Here is a 19,600-nt window from a genome sequence, read left to right on the forward strand (position 1 = left end):
AGGTAATGATTTTTCGTCACCTCGCCTAAAGCCAAACGCTGCTCACCCGAGTACATTCCACCGCAGTTAGGAATTTTGATTTTATCTTTTTTAATTTGACGTGGAATAGAACATGGTAGAAGTATCAACACTGGGCGCGTTGGCCGCGCTGGTAGTGGCCATTAGCCTGATCCTGAAAAAAGTCCCGCCCGCCTACGGCATGATCATCGGTGCCCTAGTCGGTGGTATCGTCGGTGGCGTCTCGCTGACCGATACCGTAAACCTGATGATTGGCGGTGCCCAGGGCATTGTTACTGCGGTATTGCGTATCCTGGCTGCAGGTGTCCTGGCCGGTGTCTTGATTGAATCCGGTGCCGCGACGTCTATCGCTGAAACCATCGTCAAAAAAGTCGGTGAAACCCGTGCTCTGCTTGCATTGGCTGTTGCCACCATGATTTTGACTGCTGTCGGCGTCTTCGTGGACGTGGCAGTGATCACCGTAGCTCCAATTGCACTGGCCATTGCCCGCCGCGCGGATCTGTCGAAAATGGCTATCTTGCTGGCCATGGTCGGTGGTGGTAAAGCCGGTAACATCATGTCGCCGAACCCAAATGCCATCGCCGCAGCCGATGCCTTCAATGTCCCGCTGACTTCTGTCATGGCTGCCGGTGTGATCCCTGGTCTTTGCGGTATGGCTTTCGCCTACTTCATTGCCAAGAAACTGGTTAACCGTGGCAGCAAAGTTGCCGCGCACGAAGTCGTCGAAATCGACCACAGCCGCCTGCCAAAATTCGGCGCGGCGATTGTCGCTCCGCTTATCGCTATTGCCCTGTTGGCACTACGCCCTATTGCCGGTATCAATGTTGACCCGCTGATCGCCCTACCGTTAGGTGGCTTGGTCGGTGCCGTTGTTATGGGCCGTTTCCGCGATACCAACCACTTTGCTGTATCTGGCCTGACCCGAATGGCCCCTGTTGCGGTCATGCTTTTGGGTACCGGTACACTGGCTGGCATCATTGCCAACTCAGGCCTTAAAGATGGTCTGATTGATCTGCTAACGGCTTCTGGCCTGCCATCTTACCTACTTGCACCTATTTCTGGTTCGATGATGGCACTGGCTACCGCTTCAACCACAGCCGGTACTGCCGTTGCTTCTAGCGTATTCAGCCACACCATCCTTGAGCTCGGCGTCCCTGCGCTAGCCGGTGCGGCGATGATCCACGCGGGTGCAACTGTACTGGACCACATGCCTCACGGTAGCTTCTTCCATGCCACCGGTGGCGCTGTACATATGGACATCAAAGAGCGCCTCAAGCTGATCCCTTATGAATCAGCCGTCGGCCTGATGATTGCCGTCGTCTCAACGCTTATTTTCGGTGTATTCGGTTTCTTCGTTTAAGGATTTATAGCCATGAAAATTATTATTGCCCCAGATTCATACAAAGAAAGTTTGACGGCCATGGAAGTGGCAACGGCTATCGAAGCGGGTTTCCGCCAAGTCCTGCCGGAAGCGGAGTACCACAAGCTACCTATGGCTGACGGCGGTGAAGGCACCGTGCAGTCTCTGGTTGATGCCACCAACGGCTCTATCATCAAGCAGTCTGTTACCGGCCCACTGGGTGAGCAGGTAAATGGCTTCTACGGTGTCATGGGTGACGGTCGTACTGCGATTATCGAAATGGCTGCGGCATCTGGCCTGCACCTTGTTGAGCCTGAACGACGCAACCCACTGAAAACGACAACTTTCGGTACTGGCGAGCTCATCAAAGCCGCCCTGGACAATGGTGTTGAGCACATCATCGTCGGTATCGGCGGTAGTGCCACCAACGACGGTGGTATCGGTATGGCTCAGGCATTGGGTATCCGCCTGCTTGACGAAAACGGCGAAGAGATTGGTTTCGGCGGTGCTGAGCTAGCCCGTATCGCAACCATCGACAAGACCAACCTAGACCCGCGCCTTGCAACCGTGAAACTAGAAGTGGCCTGTGACGTCGACAATCCGCTATGCGGCCCGAAAGGCGCATCGCACATCTTCGGCCCACAAAAAGGCGCGACGCCGGACATGGTCGAGCAACTGGACGCCAACCTAGCCCACTACGCAGGTATCATCAAAGATCAACTAGGCCGTGATGTGAAAGACATGGCAGGTGCCGGTGCCGCGGGTGGCCTTGGTGCCGCCCTACTTGGCCTGCTTGATGCCAGCCTGCGCCCGGGGATCGACATCGTCATGGATGCGGTGAACCTGCTGGACGTCTGCGCGGATGCTGATCTGGTGATCACCGGCGAAGGCCGTATCGACAGCCAAACTATCCATGGCAAAACCCCAATCGGTGTTGCCCGTACTGCCAAACGCTTCCATATCCCAGTCATCGGTATTGCTGGCTGCCTGGCAGCAGACTGCGACGCGGTTTACGACCACGGCATCGACGCGGTATTCAGCGTCACCCCGCGTGCTATGGAACTAAAAACAGCTATGGAAGAAGCAGCGTTCAACGTCGAGATGACCGCACGCAACGTAGCCGCCATGCTGACTGTCGGCAAACGCTAATCCAATCCGTTTAGCTTGCAAATTGATAAGGCCGGTATAGATATACCGGCTTTTTTGTTTGCCCCAAAATCATCTCCCCTCCTCTTGCACCAGCTAGGATTTAATCTCTGATTAATACCCAGAGCCCATCGCCACGTGCCCCTGGCCTAAATGGTGTTAGCTCGCTCACAGAACCACGTTTTGATCGGCGTCATTCAGATTAAAGTCATCTCCCCCGTAGTCTAATAGGGCAAGCTACTCTTTCTCTCTAAAGGATCTGTCATGGACAAACTACTTGCTCTCCTATCCGGCCGCAACGGATCTCACCGCATCGAAGATCTGCTTCTGCTATTGCTCCGTTTGGCTATCGGTGGCGCGATGCTGACCCACGGTATCGGCAAGATCATGAACTTCAGTGAGCTGGCACCGACTTTTATCGACCCGTTTGGCATTGGCTCAACCCCAAGTCTGGTATTGGCTATGCTGGCCGAAGTGCTGGGCTCTATCGCCCTGATGCTCGGCGTGCTGACCCGTGTCAGTGCGTTGGTCTTGCTGTTTACTATGGGCACGGCAACCTACGCGGTAGGTATGCTAAAAGGCTGGGCAGGTGCTGAACTGGCCTTTATCTACTCGCTGGTCTACCTCACCCTGATGGTACAAGGTGGCGGCCGTATCGGCCTCGAGCACTTCTGGCTCAGCAAGCGCCGTAAAGCCAAGGCATTGGCGAAAGAGAAAAGCGCTTAATTAAAGGCAAATACTTAACTAACTGATAGAAACAAAAACGCCTCCAAATGGAGGCGTTTGTATTACTATCAGTCAGTTAACCCTTAGGCTGGCTGCTGGATAATCACATCATCCGCTTTCTTGGTGTACTGCTCCATGCGGTGGAAGTTGAGGTAACGGTAGGTATCCGCTGCCGTCGCATCGATCTGCTTGGCGTACTCCAAGTACTCTTCCTTGGTCGGGATACGGCCAAGGATTGCACCCACTGCCGCCAACTCTGCCGAAGACAGGTACACATTGGCTCCAGTACCCAGACGGTTCGGGAAGTTACGTGTTGAAGTCGACATCACTGTTGCCTTGTCGGCTACGCGGGCCTGGTTACCCATACACAACGAACATCCCGGCGTTTCGATACGTACCCCAGCACGGCCGAAGATACCGTAGTAACCTTCTTCAGTCAGCTGATCTTTGTCCATCTTCGTCGGTGGAGCAACCCATAGGCGGGTATCAAGCGTACCGCCAAACTTCTCTAGCAGTTTACCTGCCGCACGGAAGTGACCGATATTGGTCATACACGAACCGATGAACACCTCATCGATAGATGTGCCCTGTACCTCAGATAGCAGGCGCGCATCATCCGGGTCATTCGGTGCACACAAGATAGGCTCATTGATTTCAGCCAAGTCGATTTCGATAACATGTGCATATTCGGCATCGCCATCGGCTTCCATCAGCTCAGGGTTGGCCAACCACTCTTCCATCGCCGTGATACGGCGCTCGATAGTACGACGATCGCCATAGCCTTCAGAGATCATCCACTTGAGCATCACGATGTTCGAGTTCAGGTACTCGGCAATCGACTCTTGCGATAGCTTAACAGTACAACCAGCCGCACTACGCTCGGCCGATGCATCCGACAGCTCGAACGCCTGCTCTACAGTGAGGTGCTCAACACCTTCGATTTCCAGCACGCGGCCAGAGAATTCATTGATCTTACCGGCTTTCTCAACGGTCAGAAGACCTTGCTGAATAGCGTAGTAAGGGATGGCATGAACAAGATCACGCAGGGTAATACCTTCCTGCATCTCGCCTTTGAAGCGAACCAGAATTGATTCAGGCATATCCAATGGCATCACACCGGTTGCCGCGGCAAAGGCAACCAGACCAGAGCCTGCCGGGAACGAAATACCCAATGGGAAACGGGTGTGCGAGTCACCGCCGGTACCTACGGTATCAGGCAGTAGCATACGGTTCAGCCACGAGTGGATAACACCGTCACCCGGACGCAGCGACACACCGCCACGGTTCATGATGAAATCAGGCAGGGTATGGTGGGTGTTGACATCAACCGGCTTAGGATACGCCGAGGTGTGACAGAACGACTGCATCGTCAGTTCGGCCGAGAAGCCCAGACAGGCCAAATCTTTCAGCTCGTCACGAGTCATAGGACCCGTGGTATCCTGCGAGCCCACCGTCGTCATCTTCGGCTCACAATATGTGCCTGGGCGAACGCCTTCAACACCACATGCTTTACCGACCATCTTCTGCGCTAGGGTGTAGCCTTTGCCTGAATCTTCAACCGCAACCGGACGGCGGAAAACATCAGAAGATGCCAACCCCAGAGACTGGCGGGCACGGTCAGTCAGACCACGACCGATGATCAGAGGAATACGGCCACCGGCACGGACTTCGTCAATCAATACATCGGTTTTCAGCTCGAAGGTAGAAACCACATCGTCGCTGCCGTGAAGGCGGACTTCACCCTTGTAAGGGTAAACATCAATCACATCACCCATGTTAAGCGCGGTAACGTCTACTTCAATTGGCAGTGCACCGGCATCTTCCATGGTATTGAAAAAGATTGGCGCGATCTTACCGCCAAGTACGTAACCACCAGCACGCTTGTTAGGCACATTAGGGATATCATCACCCATGAACCACAGTACCGAGTTGGTCGCAGATTTACGGGAAGAGCCCGTACCGACGACATCACCCACATAAACAAGCTGGTGACCTTTCTCTTTCAGTGCTTCAATCTGCTTGATAGGACCGATCGAACCCGGCTGCTCAGGCTCGATGCCTTCACGTTCGTTCTTCAGCATCGCCAGGGCGTGCAGCGGGATATCTGGGCGCGACCATGCATCCGGTGCCGGAGACAGGTCATCAGTATTGGTTTCGCCAGTCACCTTGAACACTGTCAGGGTGATCTTTTCAGCCAGCTCAGGCTTGGACAGGAACCACTCGGCATCGGCCCAAGACTGGATCACTTGTTTAGCAAAGGCATTGCCGGCTTTGGCTTTTTCTTCGACGTCATAGAAGGCATCGAACATCAATAGAGTATGAGACAGCGCTTTTACCGCAATTGGCGCCAGGGCGTCATCGTCCAGCAATGAAATCAGCGGCTCGATGTTGTAACCACCTTGCATGGTGCCCAATAGCTCGGCAGCTTTTTCCTTGCTGACAATTGGGGATTGCGCTTCGCCTGTCGTCAGTGCGGCAAGAAAGCCTGCTTTAACATAGGCGGCTTCATCCACACCAGGGGGAATACGATTTTCCAGGAGATCTAGCAGAAAGGCTTCTTCACCGGCTGGCGGGGTCTTTAGTAATTCAACCAGGGCGGCAACCTGCTCAGCATCGAGCGGCTTTGGAACAATTCCTTCTGCAGCACGTTCTTCGACGTGTTTACGGTAGGCTTCAAGCACGACATATTCCTCATTTTAGGTTTGGCCGCGATGGCCAAACATCCTTGGAAGTGATTGATCTGCCGTTAGCATGTCTGAAGGGCTTGCTATTCCTTCCGTCACATAAGAAATGTTACTATTTCAGCCAACGGAGACCAAAACCGTTCCTCGAGCATACCAGATTTAACGTAATATTAAAATCCAGTCGTTTTTTACAACATTCACAATTTTTGAATAAATGTAAGCAACTGTTGTAGCCTCAACCAGTCTTTCAACTCTATTTCAGCCAGTTATATTACAGCGCCCCACCGAAGAATACATAGAATGCATGGTTCGACTGCTCTGTACGGCCATACGCCAAGATCAGCGGCCCCACAGGGGTCGTGATCCCCGAATACAAGCTGCCTGCGGTATAGAGCGGCACATCCTTGAAGCTCAGATCTGAATCGTTATATACCCCGCCATACTCCACCGACCCGCCAAAGAAAACCGAGGATTTGAACAAGCCAAAATCTTGCTCCATCAGGTTGTAGCGATAAATGGCCGCAGTGAATATTTTGTTGTTACCAGATAAGCTGTTCTTAGGAATACCGGAGAGATTGAGGAAACCGCCCAATTCCTTAGGATCGAGCCGCAGATCAAAGTCTGAACGCACCCGGCCATATTCCGCCTTGCCCATGAAGGTATGGTCGCCATAGGTCACCGCCCCCTTCCAGTTCGCGTCCATATGGACCGAGAAGTCTTCATACTCAGTTCCACCAAATCGGCTGTTATCATCCGATGCCGCCAGCTCTAGCTCGAGGAGATTACCTTGCTTGGGCAACATAATGTCGTCGAGGGTATCGAGGCTGTAGCGGATATAACCAATTTGGCTCCTGCGCTTGTCGACCCCGAAATCCGGAAAACCCAACACCTCAGTTTCACCGCTGAGATAGCGCATCCCGATCCGGAACTCTTGCCACAACCGCGGCTGCCAGCCAAACGAGGCATCGAAAATGGTATCGGTATAGGTGGCAGGAATGAAGAAATCAATATCTTCCAAAGCCGGCTCTTCGCCGAATAACGGGATATTGTAATCCGTATTTTTATACTCGGCGGTTATCAGAGAAAACCAGTCGTTGTCTTTGACAAACGGCAAATAAAGCCCGGTGGCAATACGCTTGTCCGAGCCGTACTCCAACTCGGTACGCCACTCTGCGCCAGCCCGGCTAAGGCCGGTGACATTGAACGCAACCCCGAAGGAATAATCGGTACTGTTTTCGAAATCGTCCTCAAGGGCAAAGCGGAAATCGATAAAATTCGGCCCCCAGCTTTTCTCCCTCACATCGAGCAAAATGACATTGTCACCGTCAATTTGCTCGATACGGTAATCCACCCGCTCAAAACGATCCAAGGCATAAAGGCTGCGCACACTCTCATCCAACTCTTCAGAGCTGATCACCTTACCGGCCTCCAACTGCATTCGCTCAAGCAACACTTCATCAGAGTAGCTACTGTTGTTTTTCAACCGGATCTCATCAACCGCCATCTCATCGAGCGGGACAAGACGGCGGCGGCGCAGCTGCTTGTGGTCGACATAGTCCTGGAACCAAGTACTGCGGCCTAGGTGAGCAAGCTCATCGGCCATTGCCATCACTTCGACATAACCACTTTCAAACGCCAATGGCATACGGGCAAAATCGGCAGTTTTAATGCCGCGAATATTGGGACGGATCAAAAAGTCTTCATCTGACAACAAGGCAATCTGGCGGTCAGCATTATCACGCACCATAAAGTCCGTCAGCTGATCCATCACGGCAAAATAGTTGCTGAGCTCATCGCGTTTTTTGAATTCGTTACTGATATCAACCGCGATAATGATATCGGCCCCCATATTGCGGACCACTTCAATCGGCAGGTTATCGGTGATCCCACCATCAACCAAGAGCTTGCCATTGAGCTCTTTGGGCGGCAGCAGGCCGGGAATCGACATGCTGGCCTCCATCACTTCAGCCAAATCGCCCTTATCAAGCACCACAGGCTCTAAGTTTTCGATATCTGTTGCCACGGCACGGTAGGGGATCACCATGTTGTCAAAGCTTTCAAAGACCGGCAGGTTGCCCGAGGTCGTACGCAGGATCTCCCCCATGGTCTGGCCCTGAACAATACCTCTTGGCGCTTTTAGCTCCCAGAAGCCAAAGCCCAACTCACTGGTCACTTGGTACCTGTCTTCCTGCTGCTTTTCCCGCACCCGGCGGTCGCCACGCATCACCCGATCTTGGTAACCTTGCTCCCAGTCGACACTGGTCAGCAAGGCTTCAATCTCATCGGCACTCATCCCGGCTGCGTACAAACCGCCGACATAGGCCCCCATACTGGTACCGGCAATATAGTCAACGGGGATCTGCAGATCTTCCAGCGCCTTGAGCACACCAATATGGGCCGCGCCTTTGGCACCACCGCCACCGAGCACCACCCCTACCTTGGGCCGCTCCTCGGCAAGCACGGAAGAAGAAAAAGATACGCTGAACAAGCACAAAAATGTGATACTAAGCACTAAAGTTCTGCAACAGAACTGCAGATAACACAATACGCTGTGAGTTGCCGCAAATGGCTGTTCTTGGGTCATGGGCTACTTATTCCGTGAACGCACGCTACGTTCACATCTTCAGACAAAACTATAAAGACTATGAAGTTCAACCAATTCACAATCAAACAAAAGCTGATCCTAGCTATGGTCCTCGCGGTTCTCGCTTCTACCTTGCTGGTTGGCATCATTAGCCAAAAGCAATCAAGGCAAGTGGTCGAAAACCGCTTAATGCAGTCGGAGCTTCCGGCTACCCTGCTGCAAATTCGCAATACCATTGATAAAGAAGTGTCGCTTATGCTGGCTGCAGCCGAGCAATTGGCCACCAGCCATTTTATTACCGACCTTTATCATGATGGCAGATCGCAAGCCGATGAAAACAAAATCATCCAGCGGCTGAATGATATCAAAAACCAGTACCAATTGTTCGATGCCTCAGTTGCTGATCGTACCAGTGGCGATTACTGGAACCAGAACGGTTTCCTGCGCCGCTTGACGCCACAGCAAGACGCTTGGTTCTATAACTTCACCCAATCCGGCCAAGCCCGCTCGCTGAGCGTTTTCCGTGAGAATAACGGCGATGTGAAACTGTTCGTCAACTACCAGCAGCTGCATGGTAAAGGGATGGCAGGCCTATCGAAATCGCTGGGCGAAATGGTGCGTTTTATCAACCAGTTCCAACTGGAACAAACGGGTTTTGTGTTCCTTACCGATAGCCAAGGCCTAGTCCAGATCCACCGTGACAAAGGTGTTATGGGCAAAATGAAGCTATCCAACCTCTATGGTGCCCAGGCAGCGGCAAGCTTGATGGCAAAAGATGATTTCAATATCGTCCAGCACGTTATCAATGGCAAAGATGTGTTGGTGGCCACCAGCTACATCCCCTCCATGGATTGGTATGTAGTTGCTCAACTGCCGCTGGAAGAAGCCTTTGCCGAGCTGAATCAAGCCCGCCAGGAAATCATGCTGTGGACCGCCGGGATCGCTGCCGTCTTTGTCCTGCTAGCCATCTGGCTTGGAACAAACATCACCCAGCCAATCTCGCGACTGGCTGCAATGTTCAAAGATCTCGGTGAAGGCGAAGGCGATCTGCGCCACCGTATCGATGTCTCAGGCAACGATGAAATCGCCCAGCTATCGGCGGGATTCAACAGCTTCATTGGCAAGATCCACTATTCGGTCAAGGAAGTGGCCGAGACCGGCAACAGCCTGCGCGAAGCCGCTGAGTCCGTCGCACACCAGGCTGAAATCACGCTAGACACCAGCCACAGCCAGCGTGACCGTACTATTCAGGTCGTGACGGCGATTAACGAGATGGGTGCTACGGTTAATGAGATCGCCAGCAATGCCGCACAGGCAGCCGATGCCGCGCAAAATGCCGAAAACGAAACCCAGAGCGGCCAGCAGGTAGTGACTCAGGCCCGCGATACTATCAACCAGCTTTCCAATGATGTCACTCAGGTCAGTGAAGTCATTGAATCACTGGCCAGCAACACCCAAGCGATCGGCAGCATCCTTGATGTGATCCGCGGTATTTCCGAACAAACCAATCTGCTGGCGCTCAACGCTGCAATAGAAGCAGCCCGCGCCGGTGAACAGGGTCGTGGCTTTGCCGTCGTGGCTGATGAGGTTCGCAGCCTGGCCAGCCGCACCGCAGATTCGACCGATGAAATCCAGGCAATGATCAACCGCCTGCAGGAAGAAGCCAGCAATGCGGTTAACGCCATGGTACAGAGCCGCCAGCTGACGTCCGACGGTGTCTCGGCAGCGGATGAAGCATCCGGTGCCCTCTTGTCGATTTCTGATCGTATCACCCTGATTTCTGACATGAACACCCAGGTGGCAACGGCAACCGAAGAGCAGTCGACTGTGGTCAGTGATATCAATTGCAACATCGAAGATATCAACGAGACCACCCAACGCACTGCCGATACGGCCTCTCAGCTGGCACAATCTAGCCAGGAGCTGCGCGATCTGTCCAAGCGCCTTGACGATATGGTCGGTACCTTCAAGCTTTAATTCACTAAAGCCTTGTAAGTAATCGCCACAATTAGCATTTTTTTGCCCTAAGGAGAGCCCGTCGCTCTCCTTTTTTTATGCCAAATTCCCCTCACTCCCCCACCCACTTGTTCGACAGAATGCTTCGCAACATACAAAAATAAAGCCGCTGTCGTTCAAACCTTTTGCATATTCACGTTCTCTCCAAAAAGACAAAAAACAAACAAAACAAAAACTTAAATAAATGGCATTAATTTTGATTTATACCGAAAAGCCATAGGGGGATTTTTGCAATGGATAGAAAAATTTTACTTTCAGTTGTACCTTTTTTGATGTGGAGCCACAGTGCCAACAGCGCGGCCTTTGACACCTGCCCGTATACCGCCTTCCTGATGCAGGATTCACAGACCAATGTTTACGGTGTCAATCTGCTCACAGGTGCCTACCAGACCCTGCAAACGGATATTGGGCAAACAGGAAACCTCAACGCTGCCGGATACAACGAAGCCGATAACTTCATCTATGCCTTCAACACCACCCAGAAAAAAGTGGTTCAAGTTGGCAATGACTTTAAAGCCACGACTCTCGCGGTTACCGGCCTACCGGACTCCCCTTTCTATGTCGGGGATGTTGCCAACAATACCTATTACCTCTACCGTTCCGGTCTGTATACCATTCCACTTGACGAGGGCAGCCCAAACTTCCTCCAAGCGAGCAAGATCGAAGGCAGTGATGGCAGCATGAAGCTGACCGATTTTGCCTTCCATCCGGAAGATGGCAACATCTATGCGGTCGACAATAAGCAAGGCCATCTCTATCGCATCAATCCTACCGATGGTAGCAAAGTAATTTTGGGCAATACCGGAGTGACCGGTACCTTTGGTGCAGCCTACTTCGAGGCCAGCGGCAATTTCTATTTCAGCCGCAATCAGGACGGTATCATCTTTACCGTCGATATCTCGGACCCCAGCAATATCAATACCGCGGCAACCCAGTTTGCTGCCGGGCCAAAATCTGGTCTCAATGATGGCGTTCGCTGCGCGTCTGCCCCGGTGGCCATCGAGTCTATCGACTTAGGGGACGCACCGGACAGCTACCAAACTTCGGTCGATAACAATGGTGCCAGACATGACCTAAGCAACAGCACCCTATTCCTTGGTGGCGTGGCACCAGACAGTGAATCTATACCAGGCAGCAGCGACGATGCGACAGGGGTGGATGACGAGGACGGAGTGATCCTAACCACCTTGCAAGGGGGGGAGTCTGCCCTTGCCAGCATCACAGCCAGTGGTGCGGGCTTCCTCAATGCCTGGATCGACTGGAATAAAGACGGTGACTTCGCCGATAACAACGAGCAGATTTTTAGTGGTCAGGTCCTGAGTGCTGGAACAAACACGCTGGTCATCAATGTTCCCGGCTCAGTCACTGCGGGCGAAACATGGGCTCGCTTCCGCTTCAGTAGCACCGAGGAGCTTCCGGCCTTCGGTGGTGCGCCAGACGGTGAAGTCGAAGACTATGCGGTAACACTTGAAGACGCCTTATTCAGTACAGCAAGTTATGGTCCATTCACTGCCGCCTTTGAAGACAGCTGGCCCCGTGAAGGCGACTACGATCTCAATGATGTGGTGATGCGCTACCGGGTCGAGGTGAAATCCGATCAGGCCGATAACGCCAAGCAAATAAAAATATCAGGCACCCTGCAAGCGCTGGGGGCGGATTACCAGAACGGTTTCGGGATCCATCTTCCGTCTCTCGCCCGCAATGTCGCGGATGAAGGCAATATCGTCTTCCTCGTCAACGGGCAGCCTGTTAGCCGTTCGCCGCTAGAGGCCGGGCAAGGCAACGTGGTATTGATCATTTCGGAGAACCTCACCGCAGACACCCAGTCAACTTGCCGCTTCCACCGTACCAAGGAGACCTGTCAGGAAGCCGAGCGGTTTAGCTTCTCTGTCACCGTACCACTGGAAGACGGTGTTAACACCGGCTCTCTGCCCAATGCACCTTTCGACCCCTTTATCTTTGCAGTTGACGGCTTCAGCCACGGCGAAGGGACGTCACTCGGCCGCGGGCTGGAAATCCACCTTGATGACTTCGAGCCAACCCAGCTCGGTAACGCCAGCCTGGAGCTGATGGGTGACTACGATGACCGCAGCGACAGTGGTATCGGCAGCTTGTACCGCACCGAAAACGGCCTGCCATGGGGGTTTATCCTCACTGAAAACTGGGCTCACCCCGAGGAGCAAGTCGACATGCTACTCGCCTACCCCCGCTTTTTTGACTACTGCACCAAGGGGGATCACGTTGACTGGTTCACCCAGGGCAAACGGGTCAGCCAGCATCTATATGGTATTGAGTAACCGCATAGCACCGATTCACAGCATTTAGATAGATAAAGAGGATTTGACGATGAAACAGTTCACGCTATTACTTTGCGGTTGGATTCTGGCCATGGGGCTCAGTGCATGCGGGGGTGGCGGAGGCGGTGACAGTGCCTCTTCTAGCAGCTCCCCTGCCGATGCTGGTGACGTCGAAAGTAGCGAGCAAGAGCCGGTCACCATGGCGAGCATTAAAGTGGCTCCCGGTTACGACTTCACCACCAGCCAACAGCTAGAGGTTAGCGTTGATGTCAGCGATATGACCAACCAGCGCACCTACATTGCCTTTTATCAAGACTGGAGTGGCACTGAGAGCGCCCCGGTACCCAACCCAGATTCACAACTGCTGATGAAGGTCTCCGACAACGGCCTGCTTAAACAGGCCCTGACCATCGGCAAGCAGCAACAATCCCTGCTCATGGTGGTGATGTTTGCCGATACCGATATCCCCCCAATCACCGATGTGTTTGCGGTGGATGGCGGGGGGTATGCGTATCCGTAAGACACAAAAAAAGCGCCCTAGGGCGCTTTTTTCATATCTTTCAAAGCTGCAAGAATTACTTCTTACGCTTAACCGCTTTCGGGTTAGGAAGGTCAGTGATTGAGCCTTCGAATACCTCGGCAGCCAGGCCGACAGATTCGTGTAGTGTTGGGTGGGCGTGGATAGTCAGAGCGATATCCTCTGCATCACAGCCCATCTCGATCGCCAGACCGATTTCACCCAGCAGCTCACCACCGTTAGTACCCACGATAGCACCACCGATAACACGGTGAGTGTCTTTGTCGAAGATCATCTTCGTCATACCGTCTGCACAGTCAGAAGCGATTGCACGGCCAGAAGCTGCCCATGGGAAAGTCGCCACTTCGTAGTTGATGCCTTCAGCTTTCGCTTCTTTCTCGGTCTTACCAACCCATGCCACTTCTGGCTCGGTATAAGCGATTGAAGGAATAACTTTAGGGTCGAAGTAGTGCTTCTTGCCAGAGATAACTTCAGCGGCAACGTGGCCTTCATGCACACCTTTGTGAGCAAGCATTGGCTGGCCAACGATGTCACCGATAGCGTGGATGTGAGGAACGTTAGTACGCATCTGCTTGTCAACGTTGATGAAGCCGCGCTCGTCAACTTCGATACCCGCTTTCTCTGCGTCGATCAGCTTACCGTTTGGTACACGGCCGATAGCCACAAGAACAGCGTCGTAACGTACAGGCTCAGCAGGTGCTTTCTTGCCTTCCATTGATACGTAGATACCGTCTTCACGCGCTTCAACAGCGGTTACTTTGGTTTCTAGCATCAGGTTGAATTTCTTCTTGATGCGCTTGGTGAAGACTTTAACAATGTCTTTGTCAGCAGCAGGGATAACCTGGTCGAACATCTCAACCACGTCAATCTCTGAACCCAGCGCATGGTATACCGTACCCATTTCAAGGCCGATGATACCGCCACCCATTACAAGCAGCTTCTCAGGCACTTCTTTCAGCTCTAGCGCGTCAGTTGAGTCCCAGATACGTGGATCTTCGTGCGGGATGAACGGTAGCTCGATTGGACGAGAACCTGCCGCAACGATAGCGTTGTCGAAAGTAATGGTTGTTGGACCGTCTTCGCCCTCAACAACGATAGTGTTAGGACCAGTAAACTTACCGTAGCCGTTAACTACGTTTACTTTACGCATCTTAGCCATGCCGCCAAGACCGCCAGTTAGCTGGGTAATGACTTTTTCTTTCCATACACGGATCTTGTTGATATCGGTTTGAGGCTCACCGAATACCACGCCGTGCTCAGCCATCGCTTTTGCTTCTTCGATTACTTTAGCAACGTGAAGCAGGGCTTTAGATGGGATACAACCCACGTTTAGACATACACCACCAAGGGTGCTGTATTTTTCAATTAGAACCGTATCTAGGCCTAGGTCGGCACTACGGAATGCCGCAGAGTAACCTGCAGGGCCTGAACCCAACACCACTACCTGGGCTTTAATTTCTTTACTCATCATGACCTCGTTGTAAGTCTTTTATCCCTAACAGGCTAAGTATTCGTGTTCTACTTTTTTGTTTCAGCTGGCTAACGATTTTACAGAGGTGTTAACAAACTGAAAAGTAAATTGCTATAGCCTGTGAGCTACACAACACTTCCATGCCCGCTTTTGCAGGCATGGAGGTTGAGTGAGGAAACCTTAAAGTACCAGACGGCGAATGTCAGACAGACACGCGTTCAGGTATGTGATGAAGCGAGCACCTTCCGCGCCATCGATCACACGGTGGTCGTATGATAGAGACAGAGGAAGCTGTAGGCGTGGTTCGAACTCTTTGCCGTTCCACACAGGCTTCATTTCAGACTTAGATACACCCAGGATACCCACTTCCGGTGCATTCACGATTGGTGTGAACGCAGTACCGCCGATACCGCCCAGACTTGAGATAGTGAAACAGCCACCCTGCATGTCAGCGGCAGTTAGCTTGCCGGCACGTGCCTTCTTAGACACTGCCATTAGCTCTTCAGATAGCTCGTAAATACCTTTCTTGTTCACGTCTTTGAACACAGGAACAACTAGGCCGTTTGGTGTATCTACAGCGATACCCACGTTTACGTACTTCTTCAGGATCAAGCTTTCGTTGTCTTCAGACAGCGAAGAGTTGAACGCTGGGAAGGCTTCTAGCGCTTTCGCTACCGCTTTCATGATGAATACAAGCGGAGTGATCTTCATGCCAGTATCTTTCTTCGCTTCGATAGCATTCTGCTCTTTACGGAATGCTTCTAGCTCAGTGATGTCTGCATTGTCCCACTGTGTAACGTGAGGGATCATTACCCAGTTACGGTGCAGGTTAGCGCCAGAGATCTTCTTGATGCGAGATAGAGGCTTAGTTTCAGTCTCACCGAACTTGCTGAAGTCAACTTTCGGCCATGGTAGTAGGCCAAGTGCAGAGCCGTCGCCCTTGCCAGATGCCGCAGCACCCGACTCAAGACGCTTAAGTGCTTCTTTAACGAAGTTCTGTACGTCTTCTTTCAGGATACGGTTCTTACGGCCAGTACCTTTAACCTTAGACAGGTTAACACCGAACTCGCGAGCAAGACGGCGAACAACTGGAGACGCGTGAGCGTACTCGTTGTTTTCCTGGAAGTCGCCAGTTGAAGCTGGAGCTGCCGCCGGTGCTGCAGGAGCAGGTGCCGCTGCTGGCGCTGGAGCTGCTGCCGCAGGAGCCGCTGCAGGTGCTGCGCCTGCTACTTCGAATACCATGATTAGCGAGCCAGTTGACACTTTGTCGCCAGCTGCAATCTTGATTTCTTTAACCTTACCAGCGAACGGTGCAGGTACTTCCATAGAAGCCTTGTCACCTTCTACAGTGATAAGAGACTGCTCTTCTTCAATCATGTCGCCAACAGCTACCATGATTTCAGTCACTTCTACTTCGTCGCCACCGATGTCCGGTACGTTAACTTCTTTGTCAGCTGCCGCTGCAGGAGCTGCCGCTGGCGCTTCTACTGCTGCTGGTGCTGGGGCCGCCGCAGGTGCAGAGCCTGCAGTTTCGAAGATCATGATAAGAGAGCCAGTCGATACTTTATCGCCTGCCGCTACTTTAATCTCATTTAGAGTACCGGCGAATGGTGCTGGTACTTCCATTGATGCCTTGTCGCCTTCAACAGTAAGAAGAGACTGCTCTTCTTCGATGCTGTCGCCAACGGCAACCATGATTTCAGTAACTTCTACTTCGTCGCCACCGATATCCGGTACGTGAACTTCTTTAAGTTCTGAAGTAGCAGGAGCCGCTGCTGCCGGAGCTGGAGCAGCAGACGCTGCTTCAGCCGCAGGAGCAGGTGCTGCAGCTGCAGCACCCTCGGCTTCGAAAATCATGATTAGAGAACCGGTAGAAACCTTGTCACCTTCAGCCACTTTGATTTCTTTAACGATACCCGCCTGAGAAGCTGGTACTTCCATAGAAGCCTTGTCGCCTTCTACAGTGATCAGAGACTGCTCTTCTTCAACCTTGTCGCCAACGCTAACAAGAATCTCAGTTACTTCAACCTCATCCGCACCGATGTCAGGTACATTAATTTCGATTGCCATGTTTAATTTGCCTCTTACGCGTATAGCGGGTTGATCTTGTCAGCGTCGATGTCGAACTTCGCGATTGCTTCAGCAATTACAGATTTCTCAACATCACCACGCTTAGCCAGTTCAGTCAGTGCAGCAACAACTACGTAGCCAGCGTTAACTTCAAAGTGGCGGCGTAGGTTCGCACGGCTGTCAGAGCGGCCGAAACCGTCAGTACCAAGTACTTTGAAAGACTCAGAAGGCATGAACGCGCGAACTTGCTCTGCGTAGTTCTTCATGTAGTCAGTTGCAGCGATTGCAGGCTCAGTGCCCATAACCTGTGCGATGTACGGTACTTTCGCTTCTGCTTCAGGGTGAAGCATGTTGAAGCGCTCTACGTCTTGACCTTCACGGGTTAGTTCGTTGAAAGACGTCACAGAGTAGATGTCAGAAGCGATACCGTAGTCGTCGCTTAGGATCTGTGCTGCTTTACGAACTTCGTTCATGATGGTGCCCGAGCTCATTAGCTGAACTTTAGACTTATCACCCGCGTAAGATTCTAGCTTGTAGATACCCTTACGGATGCCTTCTTCAGCGCCTTCTGGCATTGCTGGCATCGCGTAGTTTTCGTTCATTACCGTTAGGTAGTAGAACACGTTCTCTTGCTCGCCGTACATGCGACGGATACCGTCTTGCATGATCACAGCAACTTCGTAAGCGAACGTTGGGTCGTAAGAGATACAGTTAGGAACAGTGTTAGCCATGATGTGGCTGTGACCGTCTTCGTGCTGTAGACCTTCGCCGTTCAGGGTAGTACGACCTGCTGTCGCACCCAGTAGGAAACCACGCGCCTGCTGGTCACCTGCCATCCACGCCATGTCGCCCACACGCTGGAAGCCGAACATTGAGTAGTAGATGTAGAACGGGATCATTGGCAGATCGTTGGTGCTGTATGATGTTGCCGCAGCAACCCATGAAGACATTGCACCCAGCTCGTTGATACCTTCCTGTAGTACCTGGCCCGAAGTTGCTTCTTTGTAGTAAGAAACGATGTCACGGTCCTGCGGGGTGTACTGCTGGCCGTGCGGGTTGTAGATACCGATTTGACGGAACAGACCTTCCATACCGAAAGTACGTGCTTCGTCAGCAATGATAGGAACGATGTTCTTACCGATGTTCTTGTTCTTAAGTAGAACGTTCAGCGCACGAACGAATGCCATAGTCGTAGAGATGTCACGCTTCTGCTCTTCTAGCAGTGGCTTGAACTCTGCAACTTCTGGGATCACTAGTTCTTCAGTGAAGTTAGGCAGGCGCTGTGGCGTGTAGCCGTGAAGTGCTTTACGACGAGCGTGTAGGTACTCGTGCTCTTTCGAACCTTCTTCCAGTTTCAGGTAAGGCAGGTTCTTCACTTCTTCGTCAGATACTAGGTCTTGCAGGCCTAGGCGGTCACGCAGGTGCATAACAGAAGACATGTCCATCTTCTTAACCTGGTGCGCAATGTTCTTACCTTCCGCTGCTTCACCCATGCCGTAACCTTTAACGGTCTTAGCAAGGATAACGGTTGGACGGTCTTTGGTTTCCGCCGCGTTCTTGTATGCCGCGTACAGCTTAGATGACTCGTGACCACCACGCTTAAGGGCGAAGATTTCGTCGTCAGTCATGTCTGCAACCAGGGCTGCGGTCTCTGGGTACTTACCGAAGAAGTGCTCACGTACGTAGGCACCGTCTTTCGACTTGAATGTCTGGTAGTCACCGTCGATGGTCTCGTTCATTAGCTGAAGCAGCTTACCAGAGGTGTCTTTCGCCAGTAGGGAATCCCAGTTGTTACCCCAGATAACTTTAACCACGTTCCAGCCAGCACCCTTGAACAGGCCTTCTAGCTCTTGGATGATCTTGCCGTTACCCATTACCGGGCCGTCAAGACGCTGCAGGTTACAGTTGATTAGGAAGCATAGGTTGTCCAATTTCTCACGCGCAGCGAAAGAAATCGCACCACGTGATTCTGGCTCATCCATCTCACCGTCACCCAGGAACGCGTATACGCGCTGCTCTTTAGTATCTTTCAGGCCACGGCCGTCTAGGTACTTAAGGAAACGTGCTTGGTAGATAGCAGAGATTGGACCCAGACCCATTGATACGGTCGGGAACTGCCAGAACTCAGGCATTAGTTTAGGGTGCGGGTATGAAGGGATACCTTTGCCGTCGACTTCCTGGCGGAAGTTGTCTAGCTGCTCTTCGGTCAGACGACCTTCAACGAACGCACGAGAGTAGATACCAGGGGAAATGTGGCCTTGGTAGTAGACTAGGTCACCGCCGTCCTTCTCGTTTGGTGCACGGAAGAAGTGGTTGAAACAAGTCTCGTAAAACGCTGCAGCAGACTGGAATGAAGCCATGTGACCGCCAAGCTCTAGGTCTTTCTTAGAGCCGCGCAGTACGATCATAGCTGCGTTCCAACGGATGATCGCGCGGATACGGCGCTCAAGCGTTGTGTCACCAGGGTAAGCTGGTTCTTGATCTGATGGGATGGTGTTGATGTAGTTGGTAGTGATACCAGTTGGCATATCTACGCCATCAAGACGAGCCTTGTCCAGTACTTGCTCAAGTAGGAACTGGGCGCGTTCTACACCTTCTTCACGAACGACTGACTCAAGGGCTGCTAGCCACTCTTGAGTTTCCAGTGCGTCCACGTCATTTTTCATGACTTCAGACATGCGATCTATCCT

11 protein-coding genes are annotated in these 19,600 nt (G+C 52.3%); 6 read left to right on the plus strand and 5 right to left on the minus strand.

Going from position 1 to position 19,600, the window contains the following annotated elements:
- The first annotated feature begins 112 nt into the window (after window positions 1-112).
- From R2X38_RS17795 to R2X38_RS17805, 3 genes are all read left to right on the plus strand, one after another.
- Entirely contained in the window at window positions 113-1,378 is a 1,266-nt protein-coding gene (locus R2X38_RS17795) for a GntP family permease (RefSeq protein WP_317523677.1), read from the plus strand.
- 12 nt (window positions 1,379-1,390) lie between these two features.
- Window positions 1,391-2,527, plus strand: a complete 1,137-nt coding sequence (locus tag R2X38_RS17800) for a glycerate kinase (RefSeq protein ID WP_317523678.1) — start codon at window positions 1,391-1,393, stop codon at window positions 2,525-2,527.
- A 261-nt stretch (window positions 2,528-2,788) separates the two neighbouring features.
- Window positions 2,789-3,250, plus strand: coding sequence for a DoxX family protein (locus R2X38_RS17805; protein WP_317523679.1), 462 nt, complete (start codon window positions 2,789-2,791; stop codon window positions 3,248-3,250).
- Window positions 3,251-3,333: 83 nt separating this feature from the next.
- On the opposite strand, the gene acnB is transcribed toward R2X38_RS17805, so the two are convergent.
- Together acnB and R2X38_RS17815 are read right to left on the minus strand one after the other, a co-directional pair.
- The gene (acnB, locus tag R2X38_RS17810) at window positions 3,334-5,931 is read right to left on the minus strand and encodes a bifunctional aconitate hydratase 2/2-methylisocitrate dehydratase (RefSeq protein ID WP_317523680.1); all 2,598 of its coding nucleotides are present in this window, start codon (window positions 5,929-5,931) and stop codon (window positions 3,334-3,336) included.
- 274 nt (window positions 5,932-6,205) lie between these two features.
- Window positions 6,206-8,518, minus strand: a complete 2,313-nt coding sequence (locus R2X38_RS17815) for a patatin-like phospholipase family protein (RefSeq protein WP_317523681.1) — start codon at window positions 8,516-8,518, stop codon at window positions 6,206-6,208.
- Window positions 8,519-8,578: 60 nt separating this feature from the next.
- Between R2X38_RS17815 and R2X38_RS17820 the strand changes: the two genes are divergently transcribed.
- The 3 genes from R2X38_RS17820 (at window position 8,579) to R2X38_RS17830 (ending at window position 13,351) form a co-directional block, all read left to right on the plus strand.
- Window positions 8,579-10,495 (plus strand): methyl-accepting chemotaxis protein, encoded by a 1,917-nt coding sequence (locus R2X38_RS17820; protein ID WP_317523682.1) that lies wholly within the window; start codon window positions 8,579-8,581, stop codon window positions 10,493-10,495.
- Window positions 10,496-10,767: 272 nt separating this feature from the next.
- Complete coding sequence (locus R2X38_RS17825) at window positions 10,768-12,831, plus strand: LruC domain-containing protein (RefSeq protein ID WP_317523683.1); 2,064 nt, start codon at window positions 10,768-10,770, stop codon at window positions 12,829-12,831.
- Between the two features lie 49 nt (window positions 12,832-12,880).
- The gene (locus tag R2X38_RS17830; RefSeq protein ID WP_317523684.1) at window positions 12,881-13,351 is read left to right on the plus strand and encodes a hypothetical protein; all 471 of its coding nucleotides are present in this window, start codon (window positions 12,881-12,883) and stop codon (window positions 13,349-13,351) included.
- A 55-nt stretch (window positions 13,352-13,406) separates the two neighbouring features.
- Here the strand turns inward: R2X38_RS17830 and lpdA are convergent, their stop codons facing one another.
- The 3 genes from lpdA to aceE all read right to left on the minus strand — a co-directional run bounded on the left by lpdA (window position 13,407) and on the right by aceE (window position 19,588).
- The gene (gene lpdA / locus R2X38_RS17835) at window positions 13,407-14,837 is read right to left on the minus strand and encodes a dihydrolipoyl dehydrogenase (RefSeq protein ID WP_317523685.1); all 1,431 of its coding nucleotides are present in this window, start codon (window positions 14,835-14,837) and stop codon (window positions 13,407-13,409) included.
- A gap of 183 nt (window positions 14,838-15,020) precedes the next feature.
- Entirely contained in the window at window positions 15,021-16,910 is a 1,890-nt protein-coding gene (gene aceF / locus R2X38_RS17840) for a pyruvate dehydrogenase complex dihydrolipoyllysine-residue acetyltransferase (RefSeq protein WP_317523686.1), read from the minus strand.
- A 14-nt stretch (window positions 16,911-16,924) separates the two neighbouring features.
- On the minus strand, window positions 16,925-19,588 hold the full coding sequence (gene aceE / locus R2X38_RS17845) for a pyruvate dehydrogenase (acetyl-transferring), homodimeric type (protein WP_317523687.1): 2,664 nt from the start codon (window positions 19,586-19,588) through the stop codon (window positions 16,925-16,927).
- Window positions 19,589-19,600: the final 12 nt, after the last annotated feature.

Origin of the sequence: Photobacterium rosenbergii, from assembly GCF_033022775.1 — a bacterium.
Classification (GTDB): Bacteria; Pseudomonadota; Gammaproteobacteria; order Enterobacterales; family Vibrionaceae; genus Photobacterium; species Photobacterium rosenbergii_A.